Annotated in this window: 15 protein-coding genes; 7 read left to right on the forward strand and 8 right to left on the reverse strand. The window is 69.5% G+C overall.

Annotation, left to right across the window (positions count from 1 at the left end):
* Positions 1-43: 43 nt before the first annotated feature.
* Positions 44-2,221, forward strand: a complete 2,178-nt coding sequence (locus ACZ303_RS09245) for a hypothetical protein (protein ID WP_467336741.1) — start codon at positions 44-46, stop codon at positions 2,219-2,221.
* A gap of 54 nt (positions 2,222-2,275) precedes the next feature.
* Entirely contained in the window at positions 2,276-3,397 is a 1,122-nt protein-coding gene (locus tag ACZ303_RS09250; RefSeq protein ID WP_467336743.1) for a hypothetical protein, read from the forward strand.
* Positions 3,398-3,414: 17 nt separating this feature from the next.
* Here the strand turns inward: ACZ303_RS09250 and ACZ303_RS09255 are convergent, their stop codons facing one another.
* Together ACZ303_RS09255 and ACZ303_RS09260 are read right to left on the reverse strand one after the other, a co-directional pair.
* Entirely contained in the window at positions 3,415-3,612 is a 198-nt protein-coding gene (locus ACZ303_RS09255; protein WP_467336745.1) for a DUF397 domain-containing protein, read from the reverse strand.
* Positions 3,613-3,622: 10 nt separating this feature from the next.
* Complete coding sequence (locus ACZ303_RS09260; protein WP_467336747.1) at positions 3,623-4,477, reverse strand: helix-turn-helix domain-containing protein; 855 nt, start codon at positions 4,475-4,477, stop codon at positions 3,623-3,625.
* A 269-nt stretch (positions 4,478-4,746) separates the two neighbouring features.
* Here ACZ303_RS09260 and ACZ303_RS09265 point away from each other — a divergent pair, with 269 nt between their 5' ends.
* The gene (locus tag ACZ303_RS09265) at positions 4,747-5,235 is read left to right on the forward strand and encodes an ATP-binding protein (RefSeq protein WP_467336748.1); all 489 of its coding nucleotides are present in this window, start codon (positions 4,747-4,749) and stop codon (positions 5,233-5,235) included.
* A 146-nt stretch (positions 5,236-5,381) separates the two neighbouring features.
* Positions 5,382-5,609 carry a DUF397 domain-containing protein gene (locus ACZ303_RS09270; RefSeq protein WP_467336750.1) on the forward strand — a complete coding sequence of 76 codons (228 nt, stop codon included), beginning with the start codon at positions 5,382-5,384 and terminating at the stop codon, positions 5,607-5,609.
* A 74-nt stretch (positions 5,610-5,683) separates the two neighbouring features.
* Here the strand turns inward: ACZ303_RS09270 and ACZ303_RS09275 are convergent, their stop codons facing one another.
* From ACZ303_RS09275 to eccB, 6 genes are all read right to left on the reverse strand, one after another.
* Positions 5,684-5,992: a WXG100 family type VII secretion target gene (locus tag ACZ303_RS09275; RefSeq protein WP_467336752.1), complete on the reverse strand. Its 309-nt coding sequence runs from the start codon at positions 5,990-5,992 to the stop codon at positions 5,684-5,686.
* 81 nt (positions 5,993-6,073) lie between these two features.
* A complete protein-coding gene (locus ACZ303_RS09280) occupies positions 6,074-6,451 on the reverse strand; it encodes a WXG100 family type VII secretion target (RefSeq protein WP_467336754.1) in 378 nt (125 codons plus the stop codon).
* A gap of 104 nt (positions 6,452-6,555) precedes the next feature.
* Positions 6,556-7,818, reverse strand: coding sequence for a type VII secretion-associated serine protease mycosin (mycP, locus tag ACZ303_RS09285; RefSeq protein ID WP_467336756.1), 1,263 nt, complete (start codon positions 7,816-7,818; stop codon positions 6,556-6,558).
* Between the two features lie 1,540 nt (positions 7,819-9,358).
* On the reverse strand, positions 9,359-9,835 hold the full coding sequence (locus ACZ303_RS09290) for a hypothetical protein (RefSeq protein ID WP_467336758.1): 477 nt from the start codon (positions 9,833-9,835) through the stop codon (positions 9,359-9,361).
* A 107-nt stretch (positions 9,836-9,942) separates the two neighbouring features.
* The gene (gene mycP, locus ACZ303_RS09295; RefSeq protein WP_467336760.1) at positions 9,943-11,493 is read right to left on the reverse strand and encodes a type VII secretion-associated serine protease mycosin; all 1,551 of its coding nucleotides are present in this window, start codon (positions 11,491-11,493) and stop codon (positions 9,943-9,945) included.
* Between the two features lie 8 nt (positions 11,494-11,501).
* Positions 11,502-13,088, reverse strand: a complete 1,587-nt coding sequence (gene eccB, locus ACZ303_RS09300) for a type VII secretion protein EccB (protein ID WP_467336762.1) — start codon at positions 13,086-13,088, stop codon at positions 11,502-11,504.
* A 182-nt stretch (positions 13,089-13,270) separates the two neighbouring features.
* On the opposite strand from eccB, the gene eccE reads away from it, so the two are divergent.
* From eccE to ACZ303_RS09315, 3 genes are all read left to right on the forward strand, one after another.
* Entirely contained in the window at positions 13,271-14,551 is a 1,281-nt protein-coding gene (gene eccE / locus ACZ303_RS09305; RefSeq protein WP_467336764.1) for a type VII secretion protein EccE, read from the forward strand.
* A complete protein-coding gene (locus ACZ303_RS09310; protein ID WP_467336766.1) occupies positions 14,551-15,285 on the forward strand; it encodes a hypothetical protein in 735 nt (244 codons plus the stop codon). The genes eccE and ACZ303_RS09310 overlap by 1 nt, the downstream gene beginning before the upstream one ends.
* 633 nt (positions 15,286-15,918) lie before the next feature.
* Positions 15,919-19,431, forward strand: a complete 3,513-nt coding sequence (locus ACZ303_RS09315) for an SCO5717 family growth-regulating ATPase (protein WP_467336768.1) — start codon at positions 15,919-15,921, stop codon at positions 19,429-19,431.
* The last annotated feature ends 14 nt before the right edge of the window (positions 19,432-19,445 follow it).

Here is a 19,445-nt window from a genome sequence, read left to right on the forward strand (position 1 = left end):
ACTTCAGCGCCAAGAGGACTTTCCAGAAGGAGCCGGCCGGAGCATGCTCACGTACCACCAGGTCATGACCACGGACCTCGCACTGCTGACCACTGCCGCCGCCCAGTGGGACGCGGCGGCGAAGGACTTCGAGACCGTACAGAAGACCTACAACAGCCAGGTGCGGAACGTAGGGATCGACGGCCAGTGGACCGGGGTCGCCCGCTCGATCGCGGAAGTGGCCAACACCCGCACCTACGAGCAGTACTCGGCGGCGGCGAAGGAAGCACGCGCCATCGCGTCACTGCTGCGCGACGCGCACGCGCAGTTCGTGGAGCTGCGGGGCAAGGTGAAGTCGGCGGTCGCCGACGCCGAGAAGGCCGGCATGAAGGTCAGCGCCGAAGGCACCGCGACCTTCGACTACGACAAGGCCGACAAAGCCCTCGCGAACGCGGCCCGGCACGACCCCGACCTGCACACCACGGAATCCAACTGGACCAGCCACATCGCCAACGCGGTCCAGGCCGTCGACGACGCCGATCAGGGCGTCAGACTCGCCCTCAAGGCCGCCATCGAGGACAGCAACCCGAACGACGACATCAAGAACGGCTTCAATGCCAAGGCCGAGGGCGACATCGAGGTCGTCGAGGGACGGAGGTCCACCGAGCTCGCGACCAAGCTGGACTCCACCGGCCACCTCGACGCCAAGGAACTCGCGGAGATGCAGCGGCTGCTGCGCGACAACGGCCACAACAAGGAATTCAGCCAGACCTTCCTCGCTGGTCTCGGCCCGGACCGGACCATCAGCTACGCGAACAAGCTGCGCGGCCTGGCGGGCGGCGACGAGAAGAAGGACTACGAGGCACTGCGGGACGGGCTCGCCACCACCCTCTCCACGGCGACGCGGGACACGACGTCGCCGTTCTACGACAAGTGGCGCAAGGACCTGCGCGAGGCCGGCTCGAAGAACTACGGCAGCAATACCAGCCCGCTGTACGGATATCAGTCGTTCGTCGAGATGATGAAACACGGCAACGGGTACGGAAAGCAGTTCCTCTCGGACATCGGCAACGACATCATCAGCACCGAGAAGAAGCACGAGGGGATCTTCAACAGGATCGCGGGCGGTCATAAGGGTGTCCCCAATGACCCGCTCGACGGTCTGCTGGGCATCATGGGCAAGCAGCCCGATGCCGCGACCGCCTTCCTCGACCCCGGGGCCGACGGCAAGAACGATCACCTGAAGTACCTGCTCAAGGACCGTGACTGGCCCAAGTGGACGGCTATCGGCCCCGCTGGGATCCACAACCTCGACGACCCCACGTCGCGACTGGGCCTGGGGGCCGCGTTGGAGGCGGCGGCGACCGGAGAGGTGCCGGGGGCGAAGCACGTGCTGGGCGGGCACTCGGAGGCGGAGGCCCGGGTCATGCAGAACACCGTCCAGACGCTCAACGAGGGCGGCAAGATCGGTAACGTCCACGCCAATCTGCGGTCCCCGCTGGGTCACATGCTCATGGACTACACGAGCGATACGCACGAAATTCTCTCGCTGACGAACCCCGGTTACACCGACGGAGCCCAGAAGGAAGGCATGGGCAAAGTATGGACAGACCACGGAACCACCCGCATGGCCGTCCACCCGGCCGACCTGGCCCGGGTCATGAGGGAAGTGGCCGAAGATCCGGCGGCCTTCGCCGGTATGTACAACGCCGAGCGTCAGTACACCGCCGACACCCTGGCCCAGACGCCGTTCAACAATGAAGAACAACGGAAGTTGTCCATCAAGAACGCCTCTTCGGCCTTCGGCTTCTACGACGGTGTGAGCGCCGACCTCATATACGACAAGCGTGACCATGCCGTCCAATGGGCACGGGACGTCAGCCACGCCGTGACCGCCACCTCCGGCGCAGCGCTCAACTTCGTCCCGGCGAAGATCGGAGGCGTGGATACCCCGAAGGGACTCAAGATCGGGGCGGATGGCCTCAATCGCATAGTCGACTTCGCCATGTACGACTGGACCAAGGAACAGATCGCGCACGCCAACGAAGCAGCCGGAAGGGACAATCGGCGGGATTACTACGCCGGGCAGCTGCAAGTTGACCATCTAGTGAGGGAGTGGGCGACGAGAAATGGTCACGCCGATCCGGGTGAGCCGTTTGTCAGAAATATCGTCGGCATCTCCAAGAATGATCATTTCATGGCTCGCGAACAGACCCTTCAAGCACTGGGTCGCAATCATTAGCCGAGAGACATTCCGACGGGACCCACCCACTCCACAGAGACCAGGACCAGGACTATGCACAAACGCCGCCGTTGGCTGATCGTGGGATCCGCGGTTATTGCGTTCCTTCTTACTTCGGCCGGTACCGCTTTCTACTTCACGGGCGGCTACGAGAGATGGCGGGACGAACGATCCCTGAGCGACGCCTGTGAAGGCGTGCTGCCGAAGGACGATGCGCGGGCCGCACTGGGGAGTGAACGGATCTACGCGAGATCCAAGAAGGAGCTCGACTTCGTCTTCTCCGACTTGACGCAAGGGCGCATCACCAAGTGCGTCCTGGAGAGCCGGGACAGTGGCGAGGATGTCGTCATCAACGCCGGCTGGGCGTCAAAGAACACCGACGTCGGACGGCACTACGCCCATCAGTCCCTGGAGGACGCCGGGTACGGCACCGTGCCGATAGGCGGCGGCTGGCAAGGTTCGCTGGTGTTTCACAACAACTCCCTCCACGGAGCCGTCGAACTCACCTGCAGGAGCCAGAAGGACAAAAGCCTCCTGGTGAACTTCAAAACCGTCTACCCTCCCCGGAACGGGCCGGAACTCGACTCGCAGCAGCGCGCGGACGACCGCGCCGGCTTCGCCCGCCTCGTCACGAACACGGCGAGGGCCACGGCTGACAAGTACGGCTGCGACGCCCAGGTGGGCAAGACCATCGACCACGTCGCACCCGATCCGGTCCGGAACCAGGTGCCGCTCGACAAGTCGAAGGGCATCTGCGCGCCGATCGCCCGACTCGGGGACGGCGGAGCCGGGCGAACCGGCGTGGTCTCCGTCTCGGACGCCCCCACCGACCCGACCACACCGGCGGAGGACTGCTACCTCAACGACGCCAAGGGCCGCGCGCTCTATCGACTGACAGCGCTGTACGGAAACCTGGGAGAACAGGCGCGCAGCAAGTCCACCCAGTACGAGCCGGACGATGCACCTCAGTTCCAGGAGAAGTATCACCGCGGATTCGGCAGCGCCCGGTGTGACGACGGGAAGCAGTCCTACTACACGCTGACAACCATGACGATCAGCCTTCAGGAAGGACACGCCGTCAAGAACCCCGACCCGAAGTTCGAGCGCGCGGCGCTCAAGGCTTTCGCCGAGCAGTCGGCCAAGACACACGGCTGCCGTGACCTCAAGGTGCCCTGACCGGCTGCTTCGGCGCGCTATACGAGGTGGTCGAGGTCGCCCCGCTTGGCCGCTTCGATGAGATTGCGGAGACCTTCGCGGGTCGTGGTGACCAGTTCCTGGGGGCGGGTTGTCTCTCTGAGTATGGGGGTGCCGTCGGGGGTGCGGCCGATTTGGATGCAGCTATTGCCTCCATTGCCGCCGCACAGGGGTTCCTGCCATCGGATCTCGGACATCGTGGTCCTCTCAGAGCTGCTTGGCGATGGAGTGGATGAGGTCGCGGGTCGCTTCAGGAGATAGGGACGCGTCCTCCATCCTGTCGAGCAGGCGCCGGTAGGAGCCCAGTTCCTCCTGTGAATCGAGGAAGATAGCGCCGTGGAACGTGTCCAGTTGCACGGTGTCGAGTTGGGCGACCGCCCCCTCGGCGTAGCAGATCGGCTGGCCCGGTCCGGCAAACCCTCCTGCCGAGAAGGGGAGCGCGCGAAGAATGATATTGCTGCGTTCGCTCGCGTCAAGGAGGTGTGCCAGCTGAGCGCGACCTACCTTCGGTCCGCCGAACTGCATCCGGAGAGCCGCTTCGTGGATGATCGCCGTGAAGGGCGGCGGGGTCTTCCGAAGGGTGAAGACTTCCTGACGGCGCATGCGATGGGTGGCGCGTAGCTCGATCTCCTTCGCCGGCAGCGTCATGAGCGAAGCCTCGAAGACCGCCCGTGCGTGCTCCGCGATCTGGAGCAGTCCGGGGATGTGCACCATGACGAACATGCGCATGGCCACCGCATGGTGTTCGAACTCCGCGACGTCCTGGAAGGACGACGGGAGCACATCGCGGTACGAGTCCCACCAGCGTGGGCCGCGTTCGACCGCCATGTCCGCCAACGCCTCGATCAGGGCGGCGTCCTGGCAGCCGTAGTTGAAGGCGAGCGCTCGCACACGATCGGCACTGATGCCGAAGCGTCCGGACTCGATGTTGGGGATACGGGTGCGGTTCACACCCAGCTGGGTCGCGGCCTCTTGCGTCGTTACGCCTACCGCTTCGCGCAATCTGCGCAGCTCGGTTCCGAGCCGTCGCTGACGAACCGTGGGGGTGCTCCTTGGGGGCATGTCACCTCTCTCGCGATACCGCTCATAGTCTGCCTGCGACGGGAAGTCAGATCCATCAAGTAGCACTTCCTCGCAGAGCGGTAGAACGGTGCTCCCTGCGTGCGCTACCGTCGGTGTTGCCTAGCTCACACGCCGTGGAGCCGGAAGCGCACCGCGCGAGCATGCCCGCCTGCCCTGAGCGGGTGTGCCCGCGCTCAGGGAGGCAGGCCACCGGTACCGCTTCGCGTGCGAGGACTCCTTTCACCCGCTGAGCGCCTGGAGTGACGCACATGATCAGCAGCTCCCCCTGCCCGCCCGACCTGACCCGGCCACCCGCACCGGCGAAACCCGCCCCCGGAAACCTGAGCTACTCCCTCGGCCTGCCTTCCAACGCCTACTGCCTCGGCATGGCCCGTACCGTCGTACGGCGGGTGCTGTGTGAGCACGGGCTTCCCGACATGGCCGAGCTCGGCGTGCTGGCCACGTCCGAACTCCTGGCCAACGCCTGCCTGTTCACCCCCGGCCGAGAAGCCGGCCTGTCCATCCGCTGGCGGTTCGGCGTGCTCCGCCTCACCGTGTTCGACGAGCACCCCCGACACCCGGACGGGCTGCGGGAAGAGTGCAGGGCGCGACGCAGAGCGGCCTTGTCCACGCTGGACGCCGTCGCCGTCGCCTGCGGCGGCATCTGCGGGCTGGACGAAGCCGGCGCACCGTTGGGCGGCGGCAAGATGTGGGCCGTGTTCTCGCGGCAGGCCGGAGAGAACTACGCCCATCTCTGAGACCTCTGACCGCGTGGTTCGAACCGGGTTTGTGACCGGCCGGTCCGGAGTACGCTGCTCACGGATTGCCCGCGACGCACGTCAACTCGCTTGGCGTTGTTGCATTTCGGCGAAGTTCGCGCACTGTGAAAGGCGGCCCCTGACCGATGGACGAACACGAGAAGGCCGAGCTGTACGCCATGGACATCTCGGGCGTCGAATGGCTGAGCGCGCCCGACGCCACGACGGAGGAGCGCGTCGAGATCGCGTATCTGCCGGGTGGCGCGGTGGCGATGCGGTCGTCGGCGGACCCGGACACGGTGCTGCGCTACACCGAGGGTGAGTGGCGGGCGTTCGTGCTGGGTGCGCGGGACGGCGAGTTCGACCTGAAGTGAGCGGAGTTCGTCGTGCGCGAATGGGGGTGGTGGCCGGTGTCCGGCCGCCACCCCCATTCAGGTTCACCGCTTCATCAGTAACTGATGTCGAACAGCTGCGACGCCTTGCGGTCGGTCGCGTAGTAGTGCTCGCTGCCCGTCAGGACGAGGTCCGCGACCTGCTTGAGCGTTTCCTGGATGTGCGCGCTCCGACGCCGGAACTCCGCGTCCACCTGCAGCATCTTCTGATGGGCCTCGCCCTGCCAGCCGGCCGCGACCTTGTTGACGGCAGCGCGCATGGCTTCCATCTCACGCTCGATCACACCGGCGGCCTTCTTGATGTCCCTGGCGGTGTCCTGAAGGGAGCCGTAATGAACGACGAGCTCGCCGCTTTGATCTGCCATGTTCCCCACCCTCTGTGGTGTCTTTTATGCGTCGAAATATCGGCGGGCCCACTGCCCACCGGACCCGGAATCCGGATCGAATCAGTAGCCCGCGATGCGGCTGGTGGCCTCGCCGCTGCCGTGGCCGGCCGCGGGGGCCGGGCCGCCTGCGGAGTCGATGCCCTTCATCTTGGCGGCGATTTCCCCGTCGGTGGCGCCCGAGGAGCGGTGCGTGAGGACGACGGCCTCGCGGACCTCATCGATCATGCGGCGTACGCGGTCGTGGTCGTCGTTCAGGTCGCTCTGCGCCTTACGGAAGGCGCTGTGGGCGTCACCCTTCCAGCTTCCGCCGTCCAGCGTGGCGATGACGTTCGCCAGCTGGCGCAGGTTGGCCGAGAAGTGCGAACTGGTCTGGTCGATGGCGTCCGTGAATGCCTTGAACGCCTGATCGCTGACCTTCTGCTTGCCGTTCTCCGACATGTTCCGCCTTTCCCCCTGAGGGTCTTCTTGTGTGCGTGGGTGATGCTGACCTCGCGTCCGGCGGCGAGCGGCCGTTGCGATGGCGGGGTCAGGCGTGTGGTGGGTTACTGTCCGCGCCCCGGGCCATAGGGAGGCGGGGGCGAAGGAGTGTGCGGGTACGGCGGCGGGGCCGCGGCTCGTTTGCGCCGTCGCACGATCACGATGGCGATGGCTGCCGCGATGACGGCTGCGGCGCCTGCGCCGATGCCGGTCCATAGGGCGGTGTTGTCACTGTCCGGCTCGGGCTCGGCCTCTGCCGCGCGCTTCGCATCCTGCGGGGTCGAGGGTGCGGGCTTCGGCGACGCGGTGGCCTTGCCGGCCGCGAGGAGCGGGTTGACGTCGGGCGGGCCGGGGTCGCCTTCGCCGTCGAGGAGGACCTTGCGGGGGCGGACGCTGCCATAGCCGAGGTACTTGCTGGGCATCTTGGCATTGGGCGGCTTGCCGGCCGTCTCCATCATGACTCGGAGGACCTGGTTGTTCGTCCAGTCCGGGTGCTTGGCCCAGATGAGGGCTGCGGAGGCAGAGGCGATGGCTGTGGCGTGGCTGGTACCGCCGGCGATGCAGTACCCCGCAGACTTCTGACAGTGCTGGACGAGTTCGTCACCAAAGGCAACAAGTCCCACCTGATTGCCGTAGGTGGACCATTTGGTCACTTTCCCTTGTCGGTCGATCGCCCCCACGCCGACTACACCTGGCAATGCAGCCGGAAACGCAGTCGGGTTCCCCTTGTCGCCATCATTCCCTGTGCCCGCAAAGATCAGGCTTCCCTTTTCCAAAGCGTAGTTGACAGCCCCCTGGGTCTGAGGGAACTGTTCACTGCCCCCTGGACCCGCCAGCGAGATATTGATGACCTTGGCCCCGTGATCAGCAGCGTATCTAATACCTCTGCCCATCAGCGCGTCATTGTGATCAGCCTTCGCGTCCGGCACAGCCTTGATCGGAAGAATCTTGGAGTCAGGCGCCAATCCCTGGATTCCGCCGTCCGCCCCCGTCCCCGCGATCAAGCTGGCCATGTTCGTGCCGTGGCCGTCATCGTCGACGTTCGCGCCTGTGGGCGCGTTGGATACGTCGGTCCCCTCGGATACCTGTCCGCGCAGTTCAGGCAGCGACACGTCGACACCCGTGTCGATGACGGCTACGGTCACTGCCTCCCCTCTGCTTACCTTCCAGATGCGTTCCGCTTGCATGTCGTCCAGGTACCACTGCTTTGAGTGCTCATCCAGCGCTACCGCCGGAGCTGCATAGCCGACGAAGGACACAAGTACTGCGCCGAGCAATGCCAGCGTCGGCAGGGCGCGCTGCCGCGCCCCATCGTCCGGAATCGACATGCGACGGATTCTCCTTGTCCTCGCGCAAGTGGTCCGCGAGCTATTGGATAACGGGCGGCACCGTGGGACCGCGACCACTAGCCCAAGTCTCTTCGTCTTCTGTGAGGTAATGAGGTCTGGGCTCAGCACGGTGACGACTACTGCCGCTTGGCCTGGTGCCGACTTGCGGCCCCATGGCAACCGGCTGGTTTCCTCGCACGAGCCCCGAACCACCTGGTGTGAACTCACCGGGAGCGCCACGACTTGCACGGAGGCCGCCAACAGCCCCACCCGGTTCCGTAGCCAGTCGCCGACCGGCCTGGCTCCTCCCTACACCGGATGCGCTACCTCCGGCGGGGTGGCCGCCCACGCCCATCGAGCCTCCAACTCGAGTCCCGGATTCAGTAACGACGCCAGCCCCCCGCGGTCCGTTTCCTCCGTTTCCCGGCGGACTTGCCGGACCAACCGCACCAGACGCACCACGCCCCGTAGGGGTGCGTTCTTCCCCGATAACGGTGCCTCGAGGCAGCCGCGTCACGCTGGGCTGACTGCCGGAACGGATCGGGGTACCTCCGAAGACCCCGTCGTTCCGACCGATCTGAGGCGGTACTCCGGGCCGTGGCACTCCGAGTCCGGGGCGGCCGTCGGCAGATCCCCACGGCATCGCCTTCCCGCCTTGCCGACCGGACGGCAAACCGGGGGCAATGGATCGGCCCCCGCCATTGCCCCATGGGCCTGCGACGTCAATCGGTTGCGGCCCGGTGGCATCTGCTCTGGGGCTCGGCATGCGAGATTTGTCGGCAGCGTCTGGAGACGGTGCGAGGATCGCTGAGTCGATCGCTGTATGCGTAGGTCGGTGATCGAGTGGGGCAACGCTGGCACGGCCGCGCCGATCTCCGTCTGCACGGGGATGCGAGGCGTCATGAGACATATCTCCGGATCCCGCGAGGGTCGACAGCGACGTACTCGCGGTTTCATTCCCGCTTCCCGCAGATCCTCCAGCCACCGAAGAGTTCCCGTCGGGCCGCTCATATCCGACGACTGGTGGAAAGAGTCCTCCAGGCAGCGCCGGAAACTTCGGCTCCACGTCCTTCATGGCCGCCAGGCTCTGCTTCACGGTCGTGTAGTACGAGTCCAGCCGGACCATCTGGTTGATGGCCTCCTGGCGGTTTGCTTCCGCGTTCTTCAGCCGGGCCTTTTCTTTTTCCGGGTCCACGAAGCACTGCTCGGGCGCCGGCATTGCTGCCTTGACTTCAGCCAGCCCTTGGCCGGCAAGGCCCATATAGACGCCGACGACCGCGGTGTAGTTGGCGAGCCTGCACGTCTGGTTGCTCAGCTCCTCGGCCCATTTCCGGAAGGCGTCGCCTCCTTCGCCCTCCCATTTCACACGGGCCGCGTGCGCCTTGATCTCCTCGCCGAGGTCACCGAGGTCACCGAATGCCTTCGTCAGTGCCGCGCCCGCGTCGATCATCTGCTTCGGCTTGCCGCCCGCCACCATGGCGTACAGCTCGTAGTGGCTCGCGTGCTCGAACTTGTCCTTACCCACCCCGCTCGTCCTCCCCTACGCGGTCTCGGATCCGATGTCGGCGGCGCCGCTTCGCTGCGGCTTCGGCTCGCCCTTCGACGCGGGATGCTGTCCAGCGGCCGGATCGTGAAGACCCTTCCGCGCGCGTTCGGCGATCGCTCGCAGCCGTTCGGCGTACTCGGCGTCCACTCCGCCGTATCCGCGCTCGGCCACCAGAGCGGCGATCCCCATCGCCTCGATCTGGTCGCCCAAGGACTGGGAAAGCGCTTTCAGCCGGTCATGAACTTTGTCATAGGCGCCGGCCAGATCCTCGGCGGATGCGAAACCGGTTCCGTAGGCGTCCTTGGAGACCGTCTGGTGACCAATAGCCGTTTTCGACGCGGGCGAATTCTCCAGATCGGACAGGACCTTGTCGATTCGCCCCTTGAACTTGCCCAGCGTCTCGGCTTCCTTCGCCAGATTGCCGCTGCCGAACGGCCTCTGGGTCGGATCGCTCGAATCTCTTTGCTGCACCCTGCCCTCCCCCTATGGCGTCAGCGATGCACTGCACCACTCTAGTCACTCGCGGCTCACAGCCCAACTGCATAGTCCATCAAGGACGCTTGATGCCCCCCACACGCTCAGGATCGCGCGCGGAGCGACATGCGACGGCTTCGTTCCCGGCCCACCAAAGCCACCCCCGCGATCGCCGCCACCAGGACCGCCGCGCCGCCCAGTACGTAGGTGGCGAGGCGCTCCTTGCGTTGTTGGGGGGTTTCGCCTGCTGCCAGAGGGGCGGGGGCGGGGGCTCGGACGTTACGGGTGCGGGACTTGTCGATGGTGACGCGGTCGATGGGGTGGGTGTCCTCCGTGAGGGCGCGGACCGGGTCGACCACGCCCCAGCCGATGTAGCGGTCGTGGTCGTTGGTGGCGCGTTCGGCGGTCTGCTCGATCTGGGCGACGACCTGGTGCTGTTTCCAGTCGGGGTGCTTGGCGCGGATGAGGGCGGCGACTCCGGCGACGTACGGGGCGGAGAAGCTGGTGCCGTTGTCGACGCACTGGCCCCCGAAGGGGACGGTGGAGACCATTTCCACGCCGGGCGCGGCGACGCCGATGAATTCGCCGGGCTGGGAGAAGACGGCGCGTTCGTTGTTGCGGTCGGAGGCGCCTACGGCGAGGACGCCCTTGTACGCGGCGGGGTAGGTCTCCTTGACGTTTCCGTCGAGGCCGTCGTTGCCCGCCGAGGCGACCACGACGACGTCCTGGGACAGGGCGTCCTTGACGGCGAGTTCCAGGTCCGAGTCGGGGAGGAGGGCTTTTGAGGTGTCCTGGGAGATGTTGATGACGCGTGCGCCGGCTGCGACGGCCAGGTTGATGCCCTGGGCCAGGGTCCGGGACGTACCGGTGCCCTTCTCGTCGTTCTGTTTGATCGGGATGATGACCGACTCCGGGGCGATGCCCACGAATCCACTGCCCGGCGACGGGCGGGCGGCGATGATTCCGGCGACCTTCGTGCCGTGACCGACCTCGTCCTTGGTCGGATCGGCCTTCTCGCGCCTTTCCTTCTCCGCCTTCTCCTTCTCGGCCCGCTCCTTCTCCTCCTTTTCAGCCTTCTCCTTCTCTTCTCTTTCCTTCTTCTCCCGTTCCTTCTTCTCCGCCTCGGCCTTTTCCGCTGCCTTGTCCGGCTTCGAGGCGGACGGACTGGGCGTCGATCCGGTCTTGGACCCGTCCTTGGGCTTGTCCGTCGTCTTGCCGCCCTTGTCCGGGGTCTTCGTCCCCGCCGACGGACCGGCCGTCGGGCCGGGCTGGGGGGCGTCCTTGGCGGCGGCTCGCAGCCCTGAGCCGTCCTTGGCGGTGTCCGCCATCCCGGTCAGCAGGTCTGCCCCGCTCTTCGTGTCGACGGCGTCCCTGAGCTGCGGGTTCCTGATGTCGACGCCGGTGTCGATGACGGCGACCCGGACCGGGCGGCCCTCGCTGTCGCGACCCTTGGTGTCCTGCCAGAGCCGGTCGAGGAGTACGCGCTGGAGGGACCACGGCGTGCCCTTGATGGCCTTGGCCGGGTACGTGCACTCACCGCTGCCGTTCAGGGCCATGGGTGCCGGGTCCGGTGAGGCCGCGGCGGGACCCGCCGAAACGGCTGCCAGCAGGGTCGTGGCCAAGGTCAGCGTGACGAGTTTCGTGATTCGGGGCATCGGGCGCCTCACGATCCCTGCGGCTGCCGGGCGCTGTTGGCGTCCAGTCGCGGGCCGGTCGGCAGGAACTGCGACCAGTTGGCCGGTACGGGGACGGGATCCACGTTCCGGTAGCCGAGCCTGGTGCGGGCCATGTCGGCCTCGGGCGGCGCGGGCGGCGCGGTCGCGGGCGTGTCGGCCGTACCCGCCGACGGGGCGGGGCTCTCGCCGATCTTCGACTTGCCCTTGGCGCTGTCGTTGTTGGACTGGACCGCGTAGCGCAGCCCGGTGTCGGTGACGAGGAAGACCGCGCCACTGTTGGTCTGACGGCCGGTGACCTGGCGGTAGAGGAGGCCGGAGCCGGGGGTGACGTACGCGCTGGTGGCGCCGTCGGGAATGGTGGCCGGGTAGTCGGTGCCGGTCCAGGTGGCCAGTTCGGGGGTGCCGCCCGCGGACAGGCCGGTGAAGACGCTGCACACGGTGTCGTTGGCGGGGGCGGTCGTCGTCGCCTTGAGGGAGTTGGCCTGCCGGGGCACCCGCGAGGGCCAGCGGTACTGCCCGTAGAACTCCTCGTCGGCGGGGGTGAAGGCGGCGGCGCTGACGCGCTGGGGGGCGCCCGCCTGGCCGAGCGAGGCCAGTTTTCTGCTGTTGAGGAGCAGTTTGGCGACGAACTCGGAGACGCGCCGGACCTGGCCGGGGAGCACGACGTAGTTCTGGGTGCCGGTGCCGGTCGGGGCTTCGAGGACCGTGCCGACCTTGTTGGCCTTGGCCGGCAGCGTGCCCACGCCCGCGTCCGCGCCGATGTCCCCGCGGAGCTCAGGGAAGACGATGGGGGCGCCCTCGTTGAAGGTGTCCAGCCAGTCCTTGGTGACGCGCTGCGGCTGGGCGCCGTCGTCGAAGAGGGAGCGGAGCAGCAGATTGTGGTCGGAGGGGTCCGCCGACTTCCAGTCGGAGCCGCCGAGCAGGTACTTGGTGCCCTGGGGGTCGATGAGGTAGCGGGCGTCGTCCGGGCCCTGTACGTACAAGGCCTGGTTGCCGCGCAGGCGCTGCGGTCCGGTCAGCTTCTTGAGCTTCGGGTCGCGGCCCGCGAAGAGGAAGACCGCCTTCTGGGTGGTCTTGCCGTTGGGGCCGGGCTGTTCGCACACGGCCCACTGCTTCTGCTTGCCGGCCTCGTCGGCGCCGGGCATGCGGTCGGGCGCGTACGGGATGCCGACGGTCGGGCCACGCGGGATGTGGCCGTTGTCGAGCTCGGACTCCTTCACCTTGATGACCGTGGACTTGTCGGTGAGGAGCAGCTTGGCGGAGGCGAAGTTGAGCACCGGGTGCAGCTGCTTCTTGCCGTCCGTCACCAGGACGACATAGCGGGTGGTGGAGTCGCTGCCGACGATGACGTGTGCGGCGACGTCGTCCCAGCCCTTGGGCGCGGTCGGTTTGAACATGCCCCAGGCGCCGAATCCGGCGACCAGCACCGCTCCGACGACGATGCCGGGCAGGACCGTGCGCAGGGGGCGCGGGGCGCCTTCCTCCGTGCCGCTGGGCGAGGGTTGGAGGAAGGCGGCGATCGTGCGCTTCCTCGCGAAGGTGTAAGCATTGAGCTCATCCCGCCGTGATGCCATGTGTAGCCGCTTCTCCCCAGTCGTCGGCGTCGGTTGACAGGCGCTGCCCTCGGTCCGGTTGTCGTACCGGCCCCCTACTATGCCGGTAGGGATCAGTGCCCTCGTCAGGGGAGGCGCCGATCCGGGACTTTGGCACGAGAGACGCCGACGGGTTCGGCGACGGCGAGGGGACTGTGACGGGCATGGGTGCCGCAACGCGCGTACGGGCTCCGGGGGCCACTGCCCCCGGGACGGGCGCGGTCGCGCCACGGGCCGCCGCACGGCCCGGGAGCGTCGGGCCGGTGCGGTTGCAGCAGATGGTGCTGATCGAGGTGGCGGCCGCCGTCGTGCTGGTGGCGTGGGTCGTCCATCCGTTGCTGCTGGCTCCTGCCGCGGTGGTGGCCGCGGTGCTGGTGCTGCTCGCGGTGGTCCACCGGGGGCAGCGGCCGATCGCGGAGTGGCTGGTGGCGGCAGTGGGGCTGCGGCGGCGTGTGCGACGCGCGGCGCCGGCGGCTGTCGGGACGGATCCGGGTGTCGCTCCGGTCGTGGAGTGCGAGCCGGCGCTGCGGACGAGTTCCTTCACCGATCGGGAGCGGCGTGAGATCGGTCTGGTCGGGGACGGGACGTTCGTGACGGCCGTGCTGCGCGTCGACATCGTGGACGCGCCGCTGCGGCCGCTGCGGGTCGAGAAGGCCCTGCCGCTCGCGCTGCTGCGGGACGCGATGGACGTCGACGGCATCCGGCTGGAGTCCGTGCAGGTCGTGCAGAGCACGCTGCCCGCGCCCGCGCCGCATCTGCCCGCCGACGCGTTGGCCGCCCGGAACTACGGGCCGTTGCAGGCCGAGGCAGGGTCGCCGGCCGTGCGGATGACGTGGGTGGCGCTCAAGCTCGACCCCGAGCTGTGCCCGGAGGCCGTCGAGGCGCGGGGCGGTGGCGCGGAAGGCGCGCGGCGCTGTGTGCTGCGGGCGGCGGACCAGCTGGTGAGCCGGTTGCAGGGGGCCGGGTTCCGGGCGGAGCCGTTGTCCGAGGAGGGCCTCGCGGCCGCGATATCGACGGCCGCGAACGTCAATCCGGTGGCCTCGGCCCAGGCGGGCCGGGCGAACGCGCCCGTACGGCGGACGGTGGAGAGCGCCCGGGCCTGGCGGTGCGACGACCGGTGGCACGCCACGTACTGGGTGGCGCGCTGGCCCCAGCTGGGCCCGGGGGCCACTCCCCTGCCGCAGCTGGCCGCACTGCTGACCTCGCTGCCCGCGCTGTCGACGACGCTGAGCCTGACGCTCGGGCGCGGCGGTACGCGCGACGGGCGGCACGCTCCGACGATGACGGCGCACGTCCGGGTGACCGGCCGCAGCTCCGACGAACTGGGCGCCACGGGCCGCGAGCTGGAGCGCGCGGCCCGTGCCGTGCGGGCCGGGCTGGTGCGCCTCGACCACGAACAGGTGCCCGGCGTCCTGGCGACGCTGCCGCTGGGAGGGACCCGCTGATGACCGCCGCCCCGCCGACGAACGCCTCCGTACGGCCACGCTTCGGCCTCGGCCTGCTCGGGCCCCGCCGGGTGCGGCACGAGCTGTCGCACGAGCAGTTCGAGGCGCTGGCCCTGCCGGTCGGTGACGACGGGGTCGTCATCGGCACCGACCCGCGGGAGGCCCCCGCCGTCCTCGGCCTCGCCCGCCCCACGCCCTTCGACGCCGTCCTCGTCGGCGGCGCGTGGACGGCGCAGGTCATCGCCTTGCGCACGGTCGGCACGGGCGCCCGTGTCGCCGTCGAGACGGGTCGCCGGCAGCTGTGGACGCCGCTGTCCCAGGCCGCCAACAGCGGGCAGCAGTGCGTGACGCTGCACGACGTCGGACGGGTGCCGCCGCAGGGGCCGTCGGTGCACAGCCCCGTGCTCGTCGTCCGCGACTGCGGCTCGCGTCCCCCGCGCGGGCGGGTCGTCGCGGCGCCCTGGCAGCCCGTGCTGACCCTGCTCCCCTATCTGAGCCCCGACGCACCACGGCTGATGCGCGGTGCGGACCTGGTGGGCATCCAGCGCGTCTCCCCCGACGAGGCGGGGCAGCTCGGCCGGCTCCTGGGCCTGCCGGAGGCCGATGTCGAGGCGCTGCCCACGCTGCGGGACGGCCTCACGCTCTGGTGTGCCGGCCGGTCGCGGATGTATGTCGACACGCGGCCGACCGAGCCCGAGACGGGACTGCTGGGCGCCGCGCGCCGGATGGACTGACCCACGGCCGGCCACAACACCGCTTGCCCCGGCCCCGGCCCCGGCCCCGCCCGACCTCGACCCCGGCCCCGGCCCCGGCGTACCTCGACCCACGACCGGCCCGCGACCGGTCCACAGGGGCGCGCACCTGTGCCGGTGCGACGGCGCCGTCTTCGGGCGGCGCTGCCGGGCCATCAGCGCGTACCTGTTGGATGCCGGGAGGGTGCGGGGGGTGCGGGACCACCGCCCCATCCCTCCCCTGATCCGACGGTCCAGCTCAGTGAATTCCACCGGAATGGAGTGAATCAGGCGCAAATCTCGCGTTGTTACAGCACTCACGCGGGAACCCTCGCCCGTCCCCTCCGACATCGCTCCAGGGCGGATGCGCGGCCGATCACCGGGCATTTCCCGGCCGTCTCCGGGCGGTTGCGGGAGCGGATGACCGCAGGTGGCGGTGGGCACGGCCGGTGGGGCAGGGGCGGGCCTGCCGCGGCGATGCGTATGACGATTAGTCTTGGTGGGTGTACGTACTGGAGAACCCATGCCGGGCCTCTCCCGTCGCACACATGGGGGAACCCCGGGCGGTCGGACGACGGGAACGGTCGGGCCCGACAGGCACATCATGGGCGCTAGACCACACCAGCAGGAGGCAATGTGAGCAGCGATCGGGACGAGATCCGCGCGGGCGGGACCACAGCCGGCGAGGACCGGTCCGACGCGGGCCACGAGAGCGAGCCCGAGCAGACGGGCGAGTTCACGATCGACTACACCCCGCCTGCCTGGTACACGCAGAACGCGGCGGCGCCCGCGGCGGGCTCGGGGGGTGGCGGCGCGCAGGGTGCGGTGGATCCGGTGTTCCCTCCCCCGCCTTCGGGTGAACCCTTGCCGGTTCCCGCCCCGCCGGTCGCTTCGCGCGGCGAGGAGCGGGGTGCCTTCGCGGCGTCGGTGCGGGGTGAGGATTCGGCTGAGGCGGGTTCCTCCACCGGCGGTGCCGCTCGCGGCGACGACCGGCCCGAGGCCGCGAGCTGGAATCCCCCGGCGCCGCCCGTCGGGCTGCCGCCGCTTCCGCCGGACTTCCAGCCGGCGGCCACGCCTGCGGCGGGCTCGGCCGACACCGCACCGGCACCGCAGGGCGGTTACGGCTACCCCGGCCCCGACCTGCAGGGTGCGCCCGCGCCGGGCCCTGAGCGGGAGGGTCCCGCACGCCAGGACGCGGCCGCGAAGGCTCCGAGCGACGGGCACGACCAGCCGCGCCTCGACACGCTCGGCTTCGCCGCCCGGGAGGACGCGGCGACCCCGAACACGCCCGTGCCGACACCGCGTGACGGCTACGACCGTCCCGGCTTCGACGCACAGGACACAGCAGCACCGCAGGACACCGCGGCCCCGGACGCATCCGTACCGGCCCCCCGCGACGGGTACGACCTCGCCCGCCCCGAAGCGTCGGCGCCCGGCGAGTCCGGGTTCTCCGGACCGGAGTTGCGGGGAGCCCCCTCCTCGCAGGATGCCCAGGTGCCCGAGGTTCCCTCGACGCCCCCGCACAGCGCGGCGGAGCAGCCCCGGCCCGAGTCGCGGGACGCTGCCGCGCCGCAGGGCACCGGCGAAGCCGACCGGTCCGCACCGGTGGCCGAGGGAACGCCCGCGCCGCGGGACGTACCGCCGTCGGACACCACTTCGGCGGACGGCTACGGCTACCCGCGCCCGGAGCCGCAGGAGCCCCACACCCCGGAGGCCCCGGCGCACGCGCCTGGCGACGCCTACGGTCAGCCGGACTCCGAAGCGCAGGAATCCTCCACTCCGCCGAACGCCGACGCCTCACAGGCTCCGGTGGACGTGGCCCACGACGCCTACGCCCAGCCGCAGCCCGAAGCGCACGGCACTCCTGCACGCCAGGACACCGCAACCTCGGAGCCCCCGGCACACGCACCGCACGACACCCACGCCCAGCCGCACGGCGAAGCACACGCAACTCCGGCCCCGCAGGCCCCAGCAGACGCACCGCACAACGCCTACGCCCAGCCCCACGGCGAAGCACACACAACCCCCGCCCCACAGGACGCCACAACCCCGCAGGCCCCGGTGAGCGCGCCCCGCGACGCTCACGGTCGGCCGCACGCCGACGCCCAGGGCAGCGCCCCCGCACCACAGGGCACCTCGGCTACGGCTGCGGCCCCCCGCGACGGCTACGGCTACCCGCGCCCCGAAGCGTCGAGCACCTCGGAGGGCGGTTACGGCTACCCCCGTCCCGACCTGCAAGGAGCCCCCGCACCGGAGGCGCCCCCGGCCGCGCCCCACCACAGCGGTGAACCCGCCCACCCGGTCCCCGACTTGCACGGCGCCCCGACCCCCCAGAACGCACCGGCACCCCACGAGAGCTACGGCCAGCCGCACGCCGACCCCAACTCCCAAGCTCCCCACGCCGCCCAGCCCGCGGCTCCAGCCCCGTACGCGCCCGTAGCCGCAGCCGATTACGGCCGGCCGCACCCGGAGGCCCAACCCTCCGGCGACGCACAGCCGACCGCCGCCGCCCAGCCCACTCCGGCACCGCAGAACGCCCCCGCCCCGCACAACAACCCGGCCCCCAGCGGCTACGGCTACCCCCGCCCGGACGGGCACACGGCACCGCCGCCCCTGCCCCCCGCCCTCAACGGCTTCGCGCCACAGGGGGATTACGGGCAGCAGCCGCGGCCCGAGACGCAGGGCACCCCCGCCCCGCCGCCCGGCTACGGCAACCCCGACGCACACGCGGCACCGCACGGAGCACCCGCGCCCGCCCCGCAGGCCCTCCCCCCGCTCGCCGAAACTCCGCGTGCCGAAACACCACACGCCGAAGCACCGCGAGCCGAAGCCCAGCCGCAGGCGGCCCCGCAGGCAACCCCGCAAGCGGCCCCGCAAGCGGCCCCGCAAGCGCCCTCGTACCCGGACCCCTACGCCGAAGCCGCGCCCCCCGTCGACCCGCGGAGCGGCGGCTGGCCCACCGTGTCGCCCGAGCAGCGGCAGCGCTCCGTGCACGGCGCGCCGCTCGGCTTCACGGCGTCCATGGAGCTGTCGTCGGAGCGGCTGCTGCGGAACAAGCCGAAGCCGAAGAAGCAGCCCGTCGGCCCCCGGTTCAAGTTCGGCGGCAAGAAGGAGGAGGCCGAGCGCCGGCGCAAGCTGGAGCTGATCCGCACGCCCGTCCTCTCCTGCTACCGCATCGCCGTCATCAGCCTCAAGGGCGGCGTCGGCAAGACGACCACGACCACGGCTCTGGGCGCGACGCTCGCCAGCGAGCGCCAGGACAAGATCCTGGCCATCGACGCCAACCCGGACGCGGGCACGCTCGGCCGCCGGGTCCGCCGCGAGACGGGCGCGACGATCCGCGACCTGGTCTCGGCGATCCCGAGCCTGCACAGCTACATGGACATCCGCCGCTACACCTCGCAGGCGCCCTCCGGTCTGGAGATCATCGCCAACGACGTGGACCCGGCCGTCTCGACGACCTTCAACGACGAGGACTACCGCCGCGCGATAGACCTGCTGGGCAAGCAGTACCCGATCATCCTCACGGACTCGGGCACCGGCCTCCTCTACAGCGCGATGCGCGGCGTCCTCGACCTCGCCGACCAGTTGATCATCGTCTCGACGCCGTCCGTGGACGGCGCGAGCAGCGCCAGCACCACCCTGGACTGGCTGCACGCGCACGGCTACGCCGACCTCGTCGCGCGCAGCGTCACCGTCATCTCGGGTGTCCGCGAGACCGGCAAGATGATCAAGGTGGAGGACATCGTCTCGCACTTCGAGACCCGCTGCCGGGGTGTCGTCGTCGTGCCGTTCGACGAGCACCTGGCGACGGGTGCGGAGGTCGACCTGGAGATGATGCGGCCGAAGACCCGCGAGGCGTACTTCCATCTGTCCGCCCTGGTCGCGGAGGACTTCACCCGCGCCCAGCAGCAGCGCGGACTGTGGACCGGTGACAACCCGCCCGCGCACCAGGCCCCGCCGGTACCGGGCGCGTACGCTCCCGGCCAGCAGCCCCCGCAGGCGGCCGCCCCGGGCCCGTACCAGCCGCAGCCGTACGACCCGTACGCCGGTGGTCAGCCCCAGCCGGGCCCCTACCCGCCGCAGAATGGCTGGCAGCAGCAGCCCCAGCCGCCCCACGGCGGCGGTTACGGCTACCCCCAGCAGTAGGCGACAACAGGAAG

It is taken from the genome of Streptomyces sp. NPDC023527 (assembly GCF_055560115.1).